At 50.6% G+C, this 18,775-nt stretch carries 17 protein-coding genes; 9 read left to right on the top strand and 8 right to left on the bottom strand.

Translation table 11 applies throughout. The features are described 5' to 3' along the window. Positions 1-7: 7 nt before the first annotated feature. On the bottom strand, positions 8-646 hold the full coding sequence (locus N7E60_RS05985) for an NAD(P)-dependent oxidoreductase (protein ID WP_069362583.1): 639 nt from the start codon (positions 644-646) through the stop codon (positions 8-10). Between the two features lie 107 nt (positions 647-753). Between N7E60_RS05985 and N7E60_RS05990 the strand changes: the two genes are divergently transcribed. Continuing rightward, a complete protein-coding gene (locus N7E60_RS05990; RefSeq protein WP_269598376.1) occupies positions 754-1,671 on the top strand; it encodes a LysR family transcriptional regulator in 918 nt (305 codons plus the stop codon). Here N7E60_RS05990 and N7E60_RS05995 read toward each other — a convergent pair. Both N7E60_RS05995 and ubiT read right to left on the bottom strand, forming a co-directional pair. After that, entirely contained in the window at positions 1,595-3,208 is a 1,614-nt protein-coding gene (locus tag N7E60_RS05995; protein WP_269598377.1) for an ABC-F family ATP-binding cassette domain-containing protein, read from the bottom strand. The two genes, N7E60_RS05990 and N7E60_RS05995, sit on opposite strands and share 77 nt — an antisense overlap. Positions 3,209-3,456: 248 nt before the next feature. Continuing rightward, positions 3,457-3,963: a ubiquinone anaerobic biosynthesis accessory factor UbiT gene (gene ubiT, locus N7E60_RS06000; protein ID WP_269598378.1), complete on the bottom strand. Its 507-nt coding sequence runs from the start codon at positions 3,961-3,963 to the stop codon at positions 3,457-3,459. A 219-nt stretch (positions 3,964-4,182) separates the two neighbouring features. On the opposite strand from ubiT, the gene ubiU reads away from it, so the two are divergent. The 5 genes from ubiU to N7E60_RS06025 are packed head-to-tail and all read left to right on the top strand — an operon-like array spanning position 4,183 to position 8,353. After that, a complete protein-coding gene (gene ubiU, locus N7E60_RS06005) occupies positions 4,183-5,178 on the top strand; it encodes a ubiquinone anaerobic biosynthesis protein UbiU (protein ID WP_269598379.1) in 996 nt (331 codons plus the stop codon). A gap of 9 nt (positions 5,179-5,187) precedes the next feature. Next, positions 5,188-6,063, top strand: a complete 876-nt coding sequence (locus N7E60_RS06010) for a U32 family peptidase (protein ID WP_269598551.1) — start codon at positions 5,188-5,190, stop codon at positions 6,061-6,063. 46 nt (positions 6,064-6,109) lie between these two features. Then, on the top strand, positions 6,110-7,438 hold the full coding sequence (locus tag N7E60_RS06015) for an anaerobic C4-dicarboxylate transporter (RefSeq protein WP_167314256.1): 1,329 nt from the start codon (positions 6,110-6,112) through the stop codon (positions 7,436-7,438). 28 nt (positions 7,439-7,466) lie between these two features. Then, positions 7,467-7,958 carry a GNAT family N-acetyltransferase gene (locus tag N7E60_RS06020; RefSeq protein ID WP_269598380.1) on the top strand — a complete coding sequence of 164 codons (492 nt, stop codon included), beginning with the start codon at positions 7,467-7,469 and terminating at the stop codon, positions 7,956-7,958. After that, positions 7,955-8,353, top strand: coding sequence for a VOC family protein (locus N7E60_RS06025; RefSeq protein WP_269598381.1), 399 nt, complete (start codon positions 7,955-7,957; stop codon positions 8,351-8,353). Before N7E60_RS06020 ends, N7E60_RS06025 begins: the two co-directional genes overlap by 4 nt. An 83-nt stretch (positions 8,354-8,436) precedes the next feature. Here the strand turns inward: N7E60_RS06025 and N7E60_RS06030 are convergent, their stop codons facing one another. Beyond that, on the bottom strand, positions 8,437-9,354 hold the full coding sequence (locus N7E60_RS06030; RefSeq protein ID WP_077457506.1) for a hypothetical protein: 918 nt from the start codon (positions 9,352-9,354) through the stop codon (positions 8,437-8,439). A 487-nt stretch (positions 9,355-9,841) separates the two neighbouring features. Here N7E60_RS06030 and katG point away from each other — a divergent pair, with 487 nt between their 5' ends. The 3 genes from katG (at position 9,842) to yqfB (ending at position 13,976) form a co-directional block, all read left to right on the top strand. Then, a complete protein-coding gene (gene katG, locus N7E60_RS06035) occupies positions 9,842-12,019 on the top strand; it encodes a catalase/peroxidase HPI (RefSeq protein WP_269598382.1) in 2,178 nt (725 codons plus the stop codon). A 181-nt stretch (positions 12,020-12,200) separates the two neighbouring features. Continuing rightward, positions 12,201-13,568 carry an anaerobic C4-dicarboxylate transporter DcuC gene (gene dcuC, locus N7E60_RS06040; RefSeq protein ID WP_269598383.1) on the top strand — a complete coding sequence of 456 codons (1,368 nt, stop codon included), beginning with the start codon at positions 12,201-12,203 and terminating at the stop codon, positions 13,566-13,568. 93 nt (positions 13,569-13,661) lie between these two features. Further along, a complete protein-coding gene (gene yqfB, locus N7E60_RS06045; protein ID WP_077638974.1) occupies positions 13,662-13,976 on the top strand; it encodes a N(4)-acetylcytidine aminohydrolase in 315 nt (104 codons plus the stop codon). Between the two features lie 91 nt (positions 13,977-14,067). On the opposite strand, the gene N7E60_RS06050 is transcribed toward yqfB, so the two are convergent. The 4 genes from N7E60_RS06050 to budA all read right to left on the bottom strand — a co-directional run bounded on the left by N7E60_RS06050 (position 14,068) and on the right by budA (position 18,648). Continuing rightward, on the bottom strand, positions 14,068-15,177 hold the full coding sequence (locus N7E60_RS06050; RefSeq protein ID WP_077457500.1) for a glycerol dehydrogenase: 1,110 nt from the start codon (positions 15,175-15,177) through the stop codon (positions 14,068-14,070). A 184-nt stretch (positions 15,178-15,361) separates the two neighbouring features. Next, positions 15,362-16,120 (bottom strand): SDR family NAD(P)-dependent oxidoreductase, encoded by a 759-nt coding sequence (locus tag N7E60_RS06055; RefSeq protein WP_077457498.1) that lies wholly within the window; start codon positions 16,118-16,120, stop codon positions 15,362-15,364. 27 nt (positions 16,121-16,147) lie between these two features. Next, positions 16,148-17,830 (bottom strand): acetolactate synthase AlsS, encoded by a 1,683-nt coding sequence (alsS, locus tag N7E60_RS06060; protein WP_069590203.1) that lies wholly within the window; start codon positions 17,828-17,830, stop codon positions 16,148-16,150. Positions 17,831-17,871: 41 nt separating this feature from the next. Beyond that, a complete protein-coding gene (budA, locus tag N7E60_RS06065; RefSeq protein WP_069590205.1) occupies positions 17,872-18,648 on the bottom strand; it encodes an acetolactate decarboxylase in 777 nt (258 codons plus the stop codon). Positions 18,649-18,775: the final 127 nt, after the last annotated feature.

Below are 18,775 nucleotides of genomic sequence, written 5' to 3' on the forward strand. Positions count from 1 at the left end.
GCTTGGATTAGTAAGCCACACCGATACGTTGGCGACGGTGGGCGCCACTTTCCAGTTCGTCGATCATCGCGATAGCATAGTCAGCAACGCTGATTTTGCTGTCACCATGGTCATCGGTAAGCAAGGTATCCGCGCCAACGCGATAGCGGCCTATTTTGTCGCCCGGGAAAATCTCTGCGGCAGGGCTGACGAACGTCCAATCTAGGGTATGGGCGTGCTCACGGAATACCTTCAAAGCGTCGCCTTGAGCGAGCGCTTCTGCTTTATAAGCGTCAGGGAAGTCGGGCAGGCTGACCAGCTCGACTCCCGGTGAAACTTCTAGCGAGCCAGCACCGCCGACCCAAAGTAAACGTTTGACGTTAGCGGCGGGTAATTCGTCAATTAAGCGCTTAGCGCTGTTTGCCACCATCTCATGGTTGCCTGCAGCGCGTCCGCCCACGGCGGCAATGACTGCATCAGCGTCAGCAACGGCCTGTTGTACAGAGTGATGGTTATTCAGCAAGTCGAATTGACGCACCTCGACATCGTCGCGGGTCACTTTTTCTGGCTGACGGACAAGAGCGATAACCTCATGCCCACGATGACGCGCTTCTTCGACGATTTGGCTACCGATCCAACCTGTTGCACCAATAATTGCGATTTTCATATTGTCTTCCTCATGCTGTGATTGCTTGGATGGATGTAGCTTATTAGCTTTCATTTATTGGATAAACAATCATAATAGATACAGTTTGTATCAATTAAAGAGACAATATGGATAGGCTTACGGCAATACGTAGTTTTGTAGAAGTGGCCAATTGCAAAAGCTTTACGCGGGCGGCCGAACAACTTGGGCTAACGCGTTTGCAAGTTTCAAGGCATGTGCAAGAGGTCGAGCAATGGCTTGCGCAGCGTCTGTTGCATCGGACAACGCGTAAAGTCAGCTTAACGTATGCCGGTGAGCAAGCCTATGGTCATTGCCAGCGTATTTTGGACGAAGCGGCGGCGTTAACGTTGACGACTGGACGATTACACGGCGCCTTAACCGGTCGTATTCGAGTTGCTGCGCCAATCGGGTTAGCGCAAGGGATCCTTGTTGCGCCAGTAACGCAATTTACCGATGCGCATCCAGAGGTCGTCATTGAAGTGATTGCCTCCGACCAATTTACGCCCTTAGTGGATGAGCGGGTCGATATTGCATTGCGCTTCACACCTCAGCCGGATGAGCATTTAATTGCCCGCAAACTCATGGCCATCGATTCTATCGTGTGTGCGTCACCGGCATATATAGCCCACGCGTCCCAGCCTAATCACCCGAGTGATCTCATTGATCACCCGTGCTTGATTCATGTCAGCGGTGATCATTGGCAGTTTATTAAAGACAGTCGCCGAGAAGAGATAAGAGTGAGTGGGCCGATTCACGCCAACGACTTAGGCACCTTGGTCAATGCGGCGCGAATGGGAAAAGGGATTGTCCGTGTGCCATGTGATTTAGCCAATCCCTATGTGGAGCAGGGGGAGTTAATACCTTTGCTGACCGATTATCGCTTACCGCCCAGTGCACTGTGGGCGGTCTATTTATCGCGTAGTTATCAACAGCCTGTCGTGCGCCACTTTATCGATCACTTAGCAAGCTGCTGGCAGCATGATATCCAAGCTCCCATTGATGGGTCAGATGCAGCGCATCAATAAAGGCATCGTCATGGCTGACCAATATATAGGCACCTTGATAATGATTAAGCGCGTCGACCAGTGCGTGTTTGGCTGAGATGTCGAGGTGATTGTCCGGCTCATCCAACAGTAACAGTGGCTGGGCGTGCTGGTGGGCTACCGCTAACATCGCCACTTTCATCTTTTCGCCACCGCTTAAACTATCAACCGTTTGATAAACGCGATCGCCACGTAACCCTAAGCTAGCAAGGCAGGTTCGAGCATCCGACTCTGACAAGTCGCTATGATGGCGCAAACAAGATAGCAGTGTTTGTTTGGGAGCCAGTAGTGAGAAGTGTTGATCTAGATACACACAGTCACCGACAACGTCGATTGAGCCGCTGACAGGCGCGTGATGACCCATTAATGTCCGCAGTAACGTGGATTTTCCTGCACCGTTTCTCCCTGTTAGTAGCCAATGCTCCCCCGCGTAGACAGACCAATCAAGCGGTTCAGTGTGTCCGAATGGTAACTGACACTGGGTGGCTTTTATAAGCCGTCGCCGTTTCATTGGCTCTGAGTGATGCATATACAGCGTTGGGTTGTTTTCCGGAAGCTGCGTATCCAACGCGTCGAGTTGCTTTTGGGAACGCTTAAGTTGCTGAGAAAATTGTGTTTTCGCTCGAGACTTAGCGTCTTGCGCACTTTCTTTTTGTCCATCCAGAATCGACTTTGCCTGACTTGATTTCTTACGTAACTGTTTGCCTTTTGCTTCGCGTTTCTGTGCCTTTTCAGCGCTTTGCTGCTGTTGACGTAATACCTGTTTATGCTGTTGATTCAGGTGCGTGCGTTTCGCGATGAGTGCTTCCTGTTCTTGCCTTTGTGTGCGAATGAAGTCGTCATAGTTGCCCGTGTATTTTGCGATACCTTGTGGTGTTAAAGCATAGATAGCTCGCATATGGCGAAGTAACTGTTGGTCGTGACTCACTGTGATCACTAACCCAGGATAGTTTTCGATCCAGCTTACGAGCTTATGTCGTGCAGCGCGATCTAGATGATTACTTGGTTCATCGAGTAATACGATATGCGCTTGGGAGTGAAAAACGCGATACAAACTCAACAAGGTCAATTGGCCACCGCTAAGCACATGCAAAGGCGCTGACAAAGCGGCATCAATACCTAACTGGGTCAGTGTTGCTTGATAGCGTTCGGCGATATCCCAGTCATCATTTACTTGCTCATAATGTGTTGGGTCGACGCTTCCAGCCTCAATGGCCGCCAACGCATGAAGCTGTTCGGCAATGCCAAGTACTTCATCCAATGTTTGTGTCTTTGGCGCGGTAGTATGCTGTGATAGGTAAGCAATATCGCCATCGCGCTGTACATGGCCTGAATAATGAACTCCTTGCGCGGATGGCAACGTATGACCTGCCAACAGCGCGAGGAGGAGTGATTTTCCGGTGCCATTATCTCCCACAAGGCCAATGGGGCCGTGCTCAAAGGTGATAGAGACAGGTTCAAACAATACTCGTCCATCGGGCAGCGTCACGCTGAGATCATGTGTAATAAGGTAAGGCATAAGGCCTCCTTTATGTAAAGCAACACAAAGGGGCGGCGGTATGTGCTACACAGAAAACCTGCGTAGAGACCGTTTAGCTACAGAGAAAACGTAAGCCCAGTGACCATGAATACCGACTAACCCCAAGATACCGAATATAAAAACGGTGTAATGAGTGTTAGTTGTTCATTGGCACAGACTCCGCTAAAGAAAGGAAACAGAACTATATAATAGGCGACTGGGCGTCTGCAACCCCAGCCGCTCGTGTACTACAACGCGAGTTTAGTGAGGTAGTGATGGCTTAACGTCAGTGAGCGTGCCAGCGGCTTGGGCAGGGTGTCGATTTCGAGGCTATCAAGCAGGTTTTTCACATGCAGCCCAAGTTCGGTATCACCACTGATACTGAGTTGGCGCTGGAAAAACAGCGTATCCGGATCGCAATAGTGGGTCGCCATTTTTAAAAATGCTAACCAATCTCCCTCGATACTGGCGTCTTCTTCCCCAGACAAGCGCACCAATAATTGGTTGTTTTCGTTCAGCGATACGAACCAATTGGCGTTGAGATCGCGTAAACCAATTCGAATGGTACGGCCAGCAAGAAAGTCGAACTCTTCCTCCGCCAGCGGCACGGCAAAAGCGGTATTCATCAATTTAGTCAACACTTGGGCCTGTAGCCCTTGTGGCAACTTAGTGATCGCTTTTAGGCCTGGTGTAATCAGATTGGGCTGAGGCAGTGGCAGGGCAAGGGGTTGTTGGGTGATTGGGTTAACGAGCATTTGGCTTTCCTTTGGTGCCAATGGTTGATTGCCACTAGAGTAGCGAGATTGAATGCCTCGTCATTGGATCCGAGTCAAAAATGAGAGGAGTTTTTGTGCCAACAGCGTCATTTATCGCGATTTTTATCATCATGGATAAGTGAGCTTGATGCACATCAACCCCCCACATTGGCAACGCCCTTATCTTAGCCGGACAATCATAAAATGGAATGCAATGTTATGGAGCTCCTTTGTCCGGCGGGCAATATTCCGGCGGTTAAAAAAGCGATCGAACATGGCGCCGATGCGGTGTATGTCGGCTTAAAAGACGATACCAATGCGCGCCATTTTGCGGGGCTGAACTTTACCGACAGCAAATTGCAGCGTGCCAGTCAGTATGTACATGACCACGGCAAAGACTTGCACGTTGCCATTAACACCTTTGCTCATCCTGATGGTTGGCGCCGTTGGCAATATGCGATTGATAGCGCCGCCGGAAATGGCGCTGATGCGCTGATCCTCGCTGACATGGCCTGTTTAGATTACGCCGCCAACACCTATCCCGATTTGGATATACACCTTTCTGTTCAAGCATCCGCCACCAACGCTGGTGCAATCCGTTTCTATCAGCAGCAATATGGCGTTAAACGGGTGGTATTGCCGCGGGTGCTGTCTATTCATCAGGTTAAACAACTGGCACGCGATACCGATGTCGATTTAGAGGTATTCGCCTTCGGCAGTCTGTGCATTATGGCTGAAGGGCGCTGCTATTTATCGTCTTATCTTACCGGCCAATCGCCCAATACCGTGGGCGCTTGCTCACCGGCAGCATTCGTGCGCTGGCAAGATACTGAGCATGGGTTGGAGTCGCGCTTAAACGGCGTCTTGATTGATCGGTACCAAGCCGATGAAAAAGCGGGATATCCCACCCTATGCAAAGGTCGTTTCTGTGTCGATGGCAGCCGCTATCACGCACTGGAAGAGCCCACCAGTTTGAACACTTTAAGTGTCCTGCCTGAGCTTTATCGCGCCGGGATCAAATCGGTCAAAATCGAAGGTCGTCAGCGCAGCCCTGCGTATGTGGAGCAAGTTGCACGGGTATGGCGTCAAGCGATTGATCGCTGTGTCGCAAACCCTGATGCGTTTGATATTGCACCGGATTGGGCGCACTCGCTCGATAGTCTTTCTGAAGGGGTGCAAACCAGTTTGGGTGCTTACCATCGCAAGTGGCAATAAGGAATTATGATGCAATTTTCTCTCGGGCCGATCCTGTATTACTGGCCTAAGGCTGAGGTTGAAGCCTTTTATCAAGCGGCAGCAGACAGCCAAGCCGATGTGATTTATCTCGGTGAAACCGTCTGTGCCAAGCGGCGAGAGCTGAAAACCAAAGACTGGATCGGGCTCGCGCGTGAGCTGGCCGAGTCTGGTAAACAAGTGGTGCTCTCGACCATGGCACTGATTGAAGCGCCCTCAGAGCTGAGCATGCTAAAACGCTACTGTGACAATGATGATATTCGCATTGAAGCGAATGACGTGAGCGCGGTGCAGTTTTTAAGTGAGCGTCGGCAGCCCTTTGTGGTGGGGGCCGCCATCAATTGCTATAACCCGCAAACATTAAAGCAATTTGTCGACTTAGGCATGACACGCTGGGTGATGCCGGTGGAGCTTTCGCGCGATTGGTTGGTGAATATGTTGAACGGCTGCGATGCACTGGGTATTCGCGACCAGTTTGAGGTGGAGGTGACTGGCTATGGTTACTTACCACTGGCTTATTCAGCACGCTGTTTTACCGCGCGCTCAGAAAACCGTGCCAAAGATGACTGCGAGCTGTGCTGCCTCAACTACCCCAATGGACGGTTAACCGAGTCACAAGAAGGGCAAGCGGTCTTTGTGCTGAATGGCATTCAAACTCAGTCTGGGCAGTGCGCGAATCTCATTAACGATTTACCGTCGATGCAAGGGCTGGTGGATGTGGTGCGGTTAAGTCCACTGTCGCTTGACACCTTGCACTGGGTAGACAAATTCCGTGCTAACCAAGCAGGCAATAACCCGCTACCGCTTAACCACGATTGCAACGGCTATTGGCACCACTTGGCAGGCATGACACAAGTTCTAGGCTAAACGCATAACAAAAACAGCCTGCGTAGTCGGGTAGAGAGGTGAGGGTATGTTGTATTTAGAGTTCTTGTTCTTACTGCTAATGCTGTATATCGGCTCCCGATACGGGGGCATTGGGCTGGGCGTGGTCTCGGGAATTGGCTTGGTCATCGAAGTGTTTATCTTCCAGATGCCGCCAACGTCACCGCCAGTGACCGTGATGCTGATTATTCTTGCGGTCGTCACCTGTGCCTCTATCTTGGAAGCGGCTGGCGGCCTTAAGTATATGCTGCAAGTGGCGGAGCGATTATTGCGTAAAAATCCAAAACGCGTCACCTTGATAGCACCGTTTGTCACCTATGCCATGACCTTTATGCTTGGTACCGGTCACGCGGTGTATTCCATTATGCCGATTATCGGTGATGTCGCGCTGAAAAATGGTATTCGTCCGGAGCGCCCCATGGCCGCAGCGTCGGTTGCCTCTCAAATCGCGATTACGGCCTCGCCGATTTCTGCTGCGGTGGTGTATTACCTTGCACAGCTTGCCGATATTCAACATGACATTACGTTAGTCTCGATTTTGTTGGTGACTGTCCCCGCCACCTTGTTCGGTACCTTGCTGATGTCTCTGTATAGCTTGCGCCGCGGCAAAGAGCTGGATGACGATCCGGATTACCAAGCGCGTTTACAAGACCCCGAATGGCGCGAGCGTATCGAAAATACCACCGCGACCTCGTTAGATGAGGTATTACCCCGTTCCGCGCGCAATGCGGTGTTACTGTTCATCAGTGCCATCGTTACCATTGTGATTATCGCGATGTGGCCAGAAATTCGCACAGTAGCAGGGGCAAGTAAGGCCATCAGCATGTCGGTGGTTATTCAAATGATGATGCTCTGCTTTGGCGGGATCATCTTACTGGCGACTAAAACGGATCCGCGTAATGTGCCGAATGGCGTGGTGTTTAAATCTGGGATGGTGGCGGCCATTGCTATCTTCGGGATTGCTTGGATGTCAGACACTTACTTTCAATACGCGATGCCGCAATTTAAGTCGGGAATTGTGGAGATGGTCACTCAATATCCGTGGTCTTTTGCACTTGCCTTGTTTATCGTGTCAGTGGTTGTTAACTCGCAAGCCGCGACCGCACGGATGATGTTGCCGGTGGGTCTTGGGTTAGGGCTCGAACCTGCGCTGCTTATCGGTATTATGCCGGCCGTGTATGGGTACTTCTTTATTCCCAACTATCCTTCAGATATTGCGACCGTGAATTTTGATGCATCCGGCACCACCAAAATTGGTAAATGGTATTTCAACCATTCATTTATGGCGGTCGGCTTAATTGGCGTGGTGAGTGCTTGTGCGCTCGGTTATGTATTAGGGCAGATTTTTATCGCCTAATACACAAAAGGATTTAAAGGACACAAGGATGCAAGTGAGACGCGCCTCGGTTGAGGACTTGGATGCCATCTTCGCTCTAAATGTACAAATTGGTGACATGCACCATCAACATGCGCCACATCTGTTTGCAACGCCTGGCCCAAGCGGTCGGGCGTTTTTGCTGCAAGCGCTGCAAGAAGAGGATAAGTACTTTTGGGTGGCAGAGCATCAAAACAAAGTGATTGGCTTTTTGTCGGCAAGGCTGGAGTCGTTTGTACACATTCCTCATCTGGTCGACGATCCTATGTGTCATGTGAATACCATTGTGGTTGACCGTGATGCGCGTGGAACCGGCGCGGGCAAAGCGTTAATGGCTGCGTGTACCCAATGGGCGAAAGACAATCATGCCACTGTGATTAAACTAGAGGTGATGACGTTTAATCAGGACGCGCAGGCGTTTTATCAAGCGCTGGGGTTTACCCCAGACTCTATCACCATGATGCAAACATTGAATTGCGAGCCGGAGGAGCCAGCACAATGATTGATAAAGACACCGTGATGCGGGTGGCACGACCCACTGACAATTTAGCCGATATTACTAACATGTATTGTGATGGGCTGGGGTTTGAGCTGTTGGCGACGTTTTCTGGCCATAATGATTTTGATGGTGCGATTATTGGTCACCCACATCACAACTATCACCTTGAATTTACCCATCATCGCGGCACCCATGTCGGTCCAGCACCGTCACAGGAAAACCTGTTGGTCTTTTACTTGCCGGATCACGCTTCGTGGCAGACTGCGTGTCAAAAAATTGAAGCCGCTGGGTTTAAACCGGTGCCGAGTTACAATAGTTATTGGGATAAAGACGGGCGTACCTTTGAAGATCTGGACGGTTATCGTGTGGTACTACAAAACCGTAAGTGGACGTATTAAACACGGCAAGCCAACAATCGACTTGCCGTGTTACCTACAGATGAGCCAATACTCCCGCTTTGAATAAAGGAAGCAGAGGGTGATTACTTGATCGCGTCCGCTTCTTGTTTTTGACGTGCGCGATGTGCCGGACCAAAGCAGAACTGAATTTGGTCCGCGCTCGGTGACGCGGGTGTTGTGGTGCCATCCAGCCAGTCATCCCAGCTTTTCACAAATTTATCGGCGAGCTTCTCTGCGGCACTTTCATTCCACAGTCCACCTTTAAAGGTCAGTTCCATGACATTCACAGTGATCTCAGTTTTGTACTGATCTTTAGGCGCACCTTTACCTGAGCTGTGACTGCGCTCCATCATCATAAAGGTTTGCTGAATACCGACGACAATGTCCGTCCCAGTCGCGTTCATGGTGTTTTGGACAAACAAGGTTTTGGTGTTTTGGGTATTCACTCGGCTAGTACACGCCTTGGCAAGGTTCACAATACTGTTTTTAATCAGCGGAACATCTTGCTCGGTGATCCCATCATAGAGGCCAACGACTTTATCAATCAGAGAGTTGTAGTTCTCTTCTTCGTAATGCACCGTGGTGCGCTCTGATTGGGTGACATTAAAAAAGGGCACTTTAAGAATGGAGCTCACAAACTCCTGAAACCCTTCGGCATTCTTGTCATTATCTGGGTCTAGCGGATTCCAGCCGGTGCGGCTTTGAGCTAAGCCTAAAATGCTCGACACCGCGTTACCGGTAGACTCGGTGAGCAAGCGAACAATTTCACTGTGATTGCCAGCGCTAATAGCATCATCCAATTTCTTACCTTGCGCCGATTCTGTTTGCGCATTTTTACCGGCACCGATGGTGTTTTGACCTGATACTGTGCTGTCGCCATCGCGCGGTACTGCAAAGAGCGCGCTGTGCTGCAGTTGCTGTTGGTTAGAAACCAAATGTTGGTGGTTATTCAGCCAAGTATCAAATTGGGATGTCAGGTTTTGTGCATCTGAAGCGTTCATAATTGTGTTCCTAATTGCGACAATGTGAATCGTGATTGAATGAGCTTCAATCGCTTAGGGCAACAACAAAATCCTGCCTGCAAAATTAGGCTAGTCTGCTTTATTTTATTTTCCATCAGGTGACGAAGATAATCTTCTTTGGGGGATGAGAGTCTATCGTTAAAGACTGAAATATAATGCCTTTCTCTTGACGTTGATTTGACGCAGTCATGCTGCCGTTGTGTTTTGATGACAATACAAGGCGTTAGGAAATGGTATGTCTACTTATCAATGCATTAGCGGTGTAACATTAAGCGTATGCTGACTGGTAACTGTGGTGTCAGCAATCACAGTAATTGGCAAAACAGATTAGCGCGGATGTCTCATGCCTATTAACGTTGTATTAGTCGGGACAATCATGCACTTCGCCTGATTGCCTATTAACGCAATGCGCAAGCTGATTCGCTGTGAAGAAAGCTTGTCGAACAATAAGAGCAAGGAGAAAGCAATGTCTCAACAACGCTCAACGTCAGGTGGCCAGTGCCCTGTCATGCACGGCAGCAAAACCTCGGAAGCGATGGCACACAAAACCTGGTGGCCAAACGCGCTAAACCTCGACATTCTTCATCAACATGACAGTAAAACCTCCCCCTTTGATGATGATTTCGATTATCACGCCGCGCTTAAAACCCTCGATATCGATGCATTAAAAAAGGACGTGAAAGCGTTACTGACCGAGAGTCAGTCTTGGTGGCCCGCCGATTGGGGGCATTATGGTGGCTTGATGATCCGCATGGCATGGCACTCGGCAGGGAGCTATCGCATTGCTGACGGTCGCGGTGGCGGCGCAACAGGTAACCAGCGTTTTGCACCTTTGAACTCATGGCCGGACAACGCCAACCTTGATAAGGCCCGTCGCCTGTTGTGGCCGATTAAGAAAAAGTATGGCAACAAAATTAGCTGGGCAGATTTGATCTTGCTGGCGGGGACGATGGCGTATGAATCGATGGGCTTAAAACCCTATGGGTTTGCATTTGGCCGCGAGGATATTTGGCACCCTGAGAAGGATACCTATTGGGGCGCAGAGAAAGAATGGCTGGCGTCAAGTGATGCAGAAAACAGCCGCTACTCTGGTGAACGCGATCTGGAAAATCCATTGGCGGCGGTGATGATGGGGCTGATTTATGTCAACCCAGAAGGGGTGGATGGCCATCCGGATCCGCTTAAAACCGCGCAAGATATGCGTGTCACCTTCGAACGTATGGCGATGAACGATGAAGAAACGGTCGCACTCACCGCAGGTGGCCATACTGTCGGTAAGTGTCACGGCAATGGCGATGCGGAACAGCTCGGCCCCGAGCCGGAAGGCGCAGCGATTGAAGAGCAAGGCTTAGGGTGGAACAACCACCAAGCGCGTGGCATTGGTCGGGATACGGTCACCAGTGGCATTGAAGGGGCATGGACCACCTATCCCACGCAATGGGATAACGGCTACTTTTATCTGTTGTTTAACTACGAGTGGGAATTGAAGAAAAGCCCAGCAGGCGCGTGGCAGTGGGAGCCCATCGACATCAAAGAAGAAGATAAACCTGTCGATGTGGAAGACCCCTCTATTCGTCGTAATCCCATCATGACGGATGCCGACATGGCACTCAAGATGGACCCAACCTATCGCAGCATTGCGGAGCGTTTTTATCAACATCCCGAGCAGTTAGCGGATGCCTTTGCTAAAGCTTGGTTTAAACTCACGCACCGCGACATGGGGCCTAAATCGCGCTATATCGGCCCAGATGTGCCAAGTGAAGATTTGATTTGGCAAGACCCTGTACCGGCAGGACGTACTGATTATGACGTCGCGGCGGTAAAAGCGGATATTGCCAACAGTGGCCTGACACTGGCTGAGAAAGTGACGACCGCATGGGATAGCGCGCGGACTTATCGTCAATCCGATAAACGGGGTGGCGCGAACGGCGCGCGGATCCGCCTAGCGCCACAAAAAGATTGGCAAGGGAACGAGCCGGAGCGTTTGGCGAAGGTAGTCAACGTGCTGAGCAATATAGCCCAGAAGCATCAGATTAGTTTGGCCGACACCATCGTGTTGGCAGGCAATCAAGGCATCGAAGAAGCAGCAAAGGCGGCTGGCTTCCCTGTCGACGTTCCCTTTGCACCCGGACGTGGTGATGCCACGCTTGAGCAGACTGATGTGGCTTCGTTTGAGGTGTTAGAACCGGTTGCAGATGGATTCCGCAACTGGCTGAAAAAAGACTACACCGTTCAGCCTGAAGAGTTACTGCTCGACCGTGCCCAATTGATGGGACTCACGGCCCCTGAAATGACGGTGCTACTGGGAGGTATGCGCGTACTGGGTACCAATTATGGCGGTGCGCCGGAAGGTGTGCTGACTGACCGAGTGGGGCAGCTAAGTCATGACTTTTTTGTCAACCTGACAGACATGGCGTATCAATGGAAACCCGTCGGCCGCAACCGCTATGAAATCATTGCACGCGACTCGGGCGCGGTGAAGTGGACGGCAAGTCGCGTCGACTTAGTGTTTGGCTCTAATTCAATTTTGCGCGCTTATGCCGAGTTTTACGCGCAAGATGATAACCAAGCCAAGTTTGTATACGATTTTGTGGCGGCGTGGGTAAAAGTGATGAATGCTGACCGTTTTGATCTCCACCACTAGCCGATGACTTAACCAAGACAAACTGTGATCGCCAAGCCGCCTTTTATCGAGAGGCGGCTTTTTATTTGTCTTAAATCAAGTCAGGGTTTGGTTTGTATCGTGCTACAGGCAGGGGTTTAGTACAGTGAGCTGAGTAAATTCCATCCCATTCTTTTATCTTTATCATCTGGCGGAGTGAATTATGCTAGAACTGCTCATTGGGCTTGTTGTAACAGTGGCTGTGGGCTACTTCATTGTCAAAGGTTATCGTGCTGCAAGCACCTTGCTAACCGCAGGGATTTTATTACTGATTATCACCGGGTTAATCGGGCACAGTGTGCTGCCGGATAAATTAACGTCAACGGGGAATCTGTTTACTGACTCGCTGGAATACGTGAAATACATGCTGCAATACCGGGGTGGTGGCCTCGGGATGCAAATTATGTTGTTGTGCGGCTTTGCTGCCTATATGTCGCACATTGGTGCCAACAACGTCGTGGTGAAACAGTTCTCTAAGCCGCTATCGGTGATCAAGTCACCCTATGTGCTGCTCGTAGCGGCTTATATTGTGGCATGTTTAATGTCGCTGGCGGTCAGCTCTGCAACTGGGTTGGGTGTCCTTCTGATGGCCACCTTGTTCCCGATGATGACCGCGATGGGCATTTCTCGTCCTGCTGCCACCGCGGTGTGTGCATCTCCCGCTGCTATTATCTTGTCACCCACGTCGGGGGATGTGGTGATTGCGGCGGAAAAATCCGGGTTGCCTCTCCATGTGTTTGCGGTCGAAACCGTATTGCCGGTCTCTATTTGTGCGATCATCGTGATGGCCGCTGCGGCTTACTTTTGGAATAAATATCTGGATAACAAAGAAAACACGCCGATGGAGCGTGTGGATGTCTCTGAGATAGAAACACACGCGCCTGCTTATTACGCAGTGTTGCCGTTTTTACCCATTATCGGGGTGTTCCTATTCAATGGGAAAACCATCGAGGGGCTGTATCTTGATATTTATACCATCGTGGTCTTGTCGATCTTTTTGGGGGCATTGGTGGACTTTGCGACCAAGAAATTTGATGGCAGAAGAACGCTAGAAGATCTCGATGCCTGCTATGAAGGCATGGCTGATGCCTTTAAAGGCGTCGTGATGCTGTTGGTGGCTGCCGGTGTATTTGCCCAAGGCTTGATGTCGATTGGTGCGATTGACAACTTATTGGGCCTAGCGGAAAGTGCGGGCGCAGGCGGTATCGCGCTGATGTTGTTGCTAACCCTGCTCACTGTGGCGGCAGCGATTGCGACCGGGTCGGGCAATGCGCCTTTCTATGCGTTTGTCGAGCTTGCCCCCTCGTTAGCTGCGAAGATGGGGCTTAACCCAGCCTTTTTGATTATCCCCATGTTGCAAGCATCTAACTTAGGCCGCACGGTTTCGCCCGTGTCGGGAGTGATCGTAGCGACATCTGGGATGGCAAAACTCAGCCCGTTTGAAGTGGTTAAACGCACCTCGGTGCCAGTTATCTGCGGGTTAATTACCGTCATTATTGGCACGCTTGTATTGGTGCCGATGATGGCGTAACGTCACAAGGCATGGAAAGCCCGCGTGCAAGTGCTCGCGGGCTTTTTTAATCGTATCGCACTATAGGCCAACACAGTTTTGGAAGAAAACAACATGACTGCCCCGACCAAAATCACCTTTTTCTCCACCTTAACGCCCATGGTGGCCGCCGGTGTTAAAACCATCACCATTCGCGATGAATCCGAAAGTCACTATCAACCTGGTTCGCGCGTCGCGGTGCATCAGCTAGAAACCGATCATTATGTGTGTGACATTGTGATCGACAGCGTTGCTCCGCTTGCTTTCGAGGACATTAATGCCCGCCATGCTGAACAAGAAGGAATGTCGCTGACTGAGCTGAAAGCGCTGATTTTGCAAATCTACCCAGAACGCCCACCGTTGTTTGTGATTGATTTTCATCTGGCTTAACAGCTCGCGCTCGCAGCGCATGGATTGGTAGTGCGCCACTAAAAAAGCGCCCGGCAAAACGGACGCTTGGTGAGTCAGTTGGTTGATGTGTTTAGGCCGCGGAATACCGCTTTGCCATATTATTCGCGGCTAACATGGCGTGATAGACATCGTCTTCGCTGACAGTCATTGGCATATTGCCCATAGTGTCACCGTCTGCACATGCGATGCGCGCAACTTGACGCCACTCTTCTTCAATAAAGGTTTTTAGTCCCATTTGTTCGAGCGTGAGTGGCAAACCCGCTGTTTTGATAATTCGGACCACATTATCAATTTCTTCTTTAGGGGCGTTTTCCAGTACCAATTGCGTTAGCAAGCCAAAGACGACTTTTTCACCATGTTGGGCATGGTGCAAATCGGCCACCGCGGTCATTCCATTATTCACCGCATGCGCGGCGGCAAGACCGCCAGCTTCTGCGCCCACACCACTGAGATAAATTGTTGCTTCGATCATCTGTTCCAGTGCTGGTGTGCTGACTTTACTGGCTAATGCATCCATGGCGGCATCAATGTTTTCGCTGAGTAACTCATAGCAAAGCTGAGCGAGGCCAAGGCCGGTACGTGAAGGGCGCTTTTGGACCAAGTTAACGCCGTCAGCACGATAACAGGCGCGTGCTTCAAAATAGGTAGCTAATGCATCACCTACGCCTGCCGCAAAGAAGCGTGCTGGTGCGTTGGCAATAATGCCGGTATCGGCAATCACTGCATCTGGGTTTTGTGGCAAGAATAAGTAGCGATCAAACTCACCGTCAGGTTTGTAGATCACTGACAAGGCGGTACAGGGGGCATCGGTTGAAGCAATGGTCGGATATAAAATAACCGGCACTTTTCGCTCGTACGCGACAGCTTTGGCGCAATCTAGGGTTTTCCCTCCACCAATACCGACAATGACATTGGCTTTTTGTTGTTCGGCGATGCCAAGGTTACGATCGATTTCTTGCTGGGTACATTCGTATTGAAATTTCTCGACATGAGCGGATAAGCCTTCTGCGCGCTCAATGGCTGGAAGCGATGTTTGATTCACCTGATCGAGAAAGAACTCATCGCAAATAATGTACGCGTTAGAACCAAAGTCTTGAATACTCTCTGGCAATTGGGCCAGTAGACCGGTTCCGATGATGAATTTTTTCGGAGAGGTTACCGTGCGAGGGGTCGTTGCCATAGTGAACTCCATTATCGTTGTGATAGTTTCTTTATGTTAAGAGGTGTGTTGGTTTAAGCAATGAGCCCTATGTGCTAAATATTTGAAGTGACTCGAATATTATTATGGCTGAGCTTATGCGGTGAGGTTTAAACAGGCAGCAATCTTGATGCTGCCTTGTTCTACACAAATAGGATGGAAGGAGTTAGACGATTTTTGGTTGGCCATCTGAGGCGGTAGCGCCTCCATCAACGGGGAGGTTAACACCGGAGATAAATGATGCATCGTCACTGACAAGAAATGCTACCGCAGAAGCCACTTCTTCAGGCTCCGCCGGACGGCCAAGCGCGATACGTTCATTAAATTTTTCTCGAACCGATTCAGGCCATCCATTGGTCATATTGGTTTTCACTAAGCTCGGACAAACGGCATTAATACGTACGCCTTGAAGGCCGTGATCGAGTGCCATGGCACGTGTCAAGTTCACAACCGCGCCTTTGGCGGCACAGTAAAAAGCCGCGCCCCAATCACCGCCAAGGCCTGATACTGACGCCGTGTTTACCATCGAGCCTTTAGTTTTAATTAACTCAGGCATGGCATATTTTGCACAGAAGACCACACCATCAATATCGACACCTGAAATTTTTTCCCAATCAGCCAATGTGCCGTCAATTACAGAGCCGGGTGTGTGGACCCCAGCGTTATTGATCAGCATATCTAGCTGTCCAAAGTGAGACACAACTTCTTGAATCATCGCTTCTACCGCTTTTGGGTCTGATACGTCGACAGAGAGCTTCAAGACGCGATCACTATCGTATTTTGCGGCTGTGTCATTTAATGCTGCTTGGTTCCAGTCTGCAATGGCCACTTTAGCGCCCTCTTGATAAAGGCGATCGGCAATGGCTGCGCCAATGCCGTTTGCAGCACCGGTTATCAATGCCACTTTTTGATTAATACCTTTCATAGTTATCTCCATTATTTAGCTTATCTATTAGGCGAATACCGGATCCATACTGCCGGCCTCACGAGGGGCCATCAGCTTGTAGTTGTCACTGTAATCAACAGGAATTGCGATCACTGCGGGCCCTTCGGTATCCATGGCTTGTTTCAATTGGCTAGCGAGCTCTTCTTGGCGAGTGACCGCAAAGCCTTTAGCGCCAAACGCTTCGGCGTAGGCCTTAAAATCAATCGGGCCGAATTTCACACCGGAAAAGCGCTGATATTTTTTGACCTCTTGCATCTCAACCATGTTGTAGGCGTTGTCTACCCAAATAATGTGTAGCAAGTTGCATTTGAGGCGCACAGCAGTCTCAAGCTCCATGCTCGATTGCATAAACCCACCGTCTCCGGAAACGGACACCACTTTGCGATCGGGGTTGAGCAAGCTAGCACCGATCCCCCAAGGAAGCGCAACGCCCATGGTTTGTTGACCGTTCGAGACCAACAATTGACGGGAACGGAAGCAGTTGAGGTAACGGGCAATCCAAATGTGGAAACTACCCATGTCCAAGCACAAGGTTGTGTCTGGGGTGATCACATCCTGCATCACTTTGATTAGGTGTAACGGATGCAAAGCAAATTCTTGGTGTGACTGGCTATAAGCCCGAATCGCTTGACGTTGGTGGGCGACTTCTTCGAGCACATCGACGGTGGTAGACGGCATCAGCCAGTGGTGATCGAGCTGCTCGGTGAGTGCTTTCAGGGTAGGCTCAATTTGACCCACGAGCTCAACGCTGGGGCGATAGTAGTGCTCGATTTCCGCAGACTCGACATCAATATGAACGATGTCTGTGTGCTGGGTATTCCAAAGTTCAGGGTCGTATTCAATCGGGCTAAAGCCAATGGTGATGATAAGATCTGCATCTGCAAGCAATAGATCACCGGGTTGGTTGTTGAACAAACCCACGCGACCCGCAAAGCGCTGGTAGTAGCTAATATCAACGGTACCTGCCGCCTGATAGGTGCCGAGAACGGGTAATTGGGTACGATTAAGCAGAGTACGAATAGCGGCGGCATTCTCGGGACGACTGGCTTGTAAGCCTAGGAGGAAAACCGGATTTTTCGCCGCTTTGATTTTACTGGCTGCCTCGCTGATGGCTCGCGTATCTGCCATGCCGGGCTGGGCGGGGAAGGTTGGCGCGAGAATATCGCTTTCCACGGGTTCGTTGAGAATGTCCATGGGCAGACTGACAAAGGCTGCGCCGGGGCGGCCGCTTTCTGCTGAGCGGAAGGCATTGGCAAGGATCTCAGACGCAGCAGTGCTGGCTTGAACCTCGGCGCTGTATTTGGTGACGGAGCGGAATACGCTCACGGTATCAAGGCTTTGGTGGGTTTGTTTTTGTTGATCGGCCCGTTTCACTGCGCCCCCTAATGCGACCAAGGGATCGCCTTCTGAGGTTGCGGTTGCCAGACCGGTAACCAAGTTGGCACAGCCAGGGCCAGAGGTCACCATGGTCACACCCGCCTTGCCGGTTAGACGGCCGACGACGCCTGCCATAAAGGCACCATTCGCCTCGTGACGAACGGGGATCATCTTAATGTTGGTGTCTTCAACCGCGTCAAAGAGACGGTCAATCTTGGCGCCAGGAATACCAAAAATGTATTCCACGCCTTGGCGTTCTAGGTGATTTGCGATCAGTTGTGCGCCATTGTCCCACTGTGTTTTTTTAGTCATGTTGGGCTCCTCGTGAGGTTGCCTCCCGATGGGAGGTGATATTATTTTTCTGCTTGTTCGATAGCGGCGTGTATGTTGTCCGGCGTTAAGTTCGCGCCGAGGAAGCTGGCATTGGTCGGAAGATCAATGACCAGTTTAGAGACCCGTCCAATTTGCAAGGTGCCACACGCCAATTCGTAGTCTTGGACATGGCCTCCGCCTTGGCGTGTGTCAGTGATAAAGTGCTCGTGATAGCCAGCGACATTGATCCCTTGGGTATATTGTGGACTGCGGAAGCCAGCAATCACGCCATTGACATGGTCAAAGCGAAACTCAGGTTGTGCAGCGATGGCCTCAAGCATGGGTTTGTACGGCGGAGTTTGTTTGGGCACAGTGCGAGTGCGTACATGCTCAAAGGCACCATCGATACGAACCGCACAAAAAATATTGTCGCTTGGCACCAAGCTATCGATGACATCATGCAGCTCTTGGCGCGACATGGGGTGATCAAAAGTCTGGCTGATCTCTGGCTTGAAGAAGGTCATGACCGCAAAGGGGGTCTTTTGGTCCGGGTCGGCATGACGCGCCGAGCCATCACCGCGCAGCTGAAATATGGTTTTATCAAAGGCGATGAGTTCACCGTCGAGTTGGTTAAATGTGCCGAGGCCGAAGTCGCCATGTTTGAGGAGATCGGCCATAGTGGTGTCGCCTTCGTAGACGCCATCAATCAAGGCACTCATCAGGGAGGTTTGATAGATTTCGCCCTCTCCAGTGTGTTGGTGATGCTCAACGTAGGCGGCCGCAATGTGCTCGGCACAGTGGCAGGTTTGGGTGCTCATAAAGCGTCCTCGTTAACCGTGTTTAACGACCGTTCTGATAACCAAACGGTTCGTTGTATGAAATCTATAGATATGATGCGAGCTGACGTGGATAGCATCCAATACAAAAAAGGTTGGCTTTGATATC

The organism is Salinivibrio proteolyticus, from assembly GCF_027286365.1.
In the GTDB taxonomy this organism is placed as follows: Bacteria; Pseudomonadota; Gammaproteobacteria; order Enterobacterales; family Vibrionaceae; genus Salinivibrio; species Salinivibrio proteolyticus.

Bases quoted from the DNA above. Each gene is read 5' to 3' on its own strand.
- N7E60_RS05985 (WP_069362583.1), bottom strand. From the start codon at position 646: ATGAAAATCGCAATTATTGGTGCAACAGGTTGGATCGGTAGCCAAATC.
- N7E60_RS05990 (WP_269598376.1), top strand. From the start codon at position 754: ATGGATAGGCTTACGGCAATACGTAGTTTTGTAGAAGTGGCCAATTGC.
- N7E60_RS05995 (WP_269598377.1), bottom strand. From the start codon at position 3,208: ATGCCTTACCTTATTACACATGATCTCAGCGTGACGCTGCCCGATGGA.
- ubiT (WP_269598378.1), bottom strand. From the start codon at position 3,963: ATGCTCGTTAACCCAATCACCCAACAACCCCTTGCCCTGCCACTGCCT.
- ubiU (WP_269598379.1), top strand. From the start codon at position 4,183: ATGGAGCTCCTTTGTCCGGCGGGCAATATTCCGGCGGTTAAAAAAGCG.
- N7E60_RS06010 (WP_269598551.1), top strand. From the start codon at position 5,188: ATGCAATTTTCTCTCGGGCCGATCCTGTATTACTGGCCTAAGGCTGAG.
- N7E60_RS06015 (WP_167314256.1), top strand. From the start codon at position 6,110: ATGTTGTATTTAGAGTTCTTGTTCTTACTGCTAATGCTGTATATCGGC.
- N7E60_RS06020 (WP_269598380.1), top strand. From the start codon at position 7,467: ATGCAAGTGAGACGCGCCTCGGTTGAGGACTTGGATGCCATCTTCGCT.
- N7E60_RS06025 (WP_269598381.1), top strand. From the start codon at position 7,955: ATGATTGATAAAGACACCGTGATGCGGGTGGCACGACCCACTGACAAT.
- N7E60_RS06030 (WP_077457506.1), bottom strand. From the start codon at position 9,354: ATGAACGCTTCAGATGCACAAAACCTGACATCCCAATTTGATACTTGG.
- katG (WP_269598382.1), top strand. From the start codon at position 9,842: ATGTCTCAACAACGCTCAACGTCAGGTGGCCAGTGCCCTGTCATGCAC.
- dcuC (WP_269598383.1), top strand. From the start codon at position 12,201: ATGCTAGAACTGCTCATTGGGCTTGTTGTAACAGTGGCTGTGGGCTAC.
- yqfB (WP_077638974.1), top strand. From the start codon at position 13,662: ATGACTGCCCCGACCAAAATCACCTTTTTCTCCACCTTAACGCCCATG.
- N7E60_RS06050 (WP_077457500.1), bottom strand. From the start codon at position 15,177: ATGGCAACGACCCCTCGCACGGTAACCTCTCCGAAAAAATTCATCATC.
- N7E60_RS06055 (WP_077457498.1), bottom strand. From the start codon at position 16,120: ATGAAAGGTATTAATCAAAAAGTGGCATTGATAACCGGTGCTGCAAAC.
- alsS (WP_069590203.1), bottom strand. From the start codon at position 17,830: ATGACTAAAAAAACACAGTGGGACAATGGCGCACAACTGATCGCAAAT.
- budA (WP_069590205.1), bottom strand. From the start codon at position 18,648: ATGAGCACCCAAACCTGCCACTGTGCCGAGCACATTGCGGCCGCCTAC.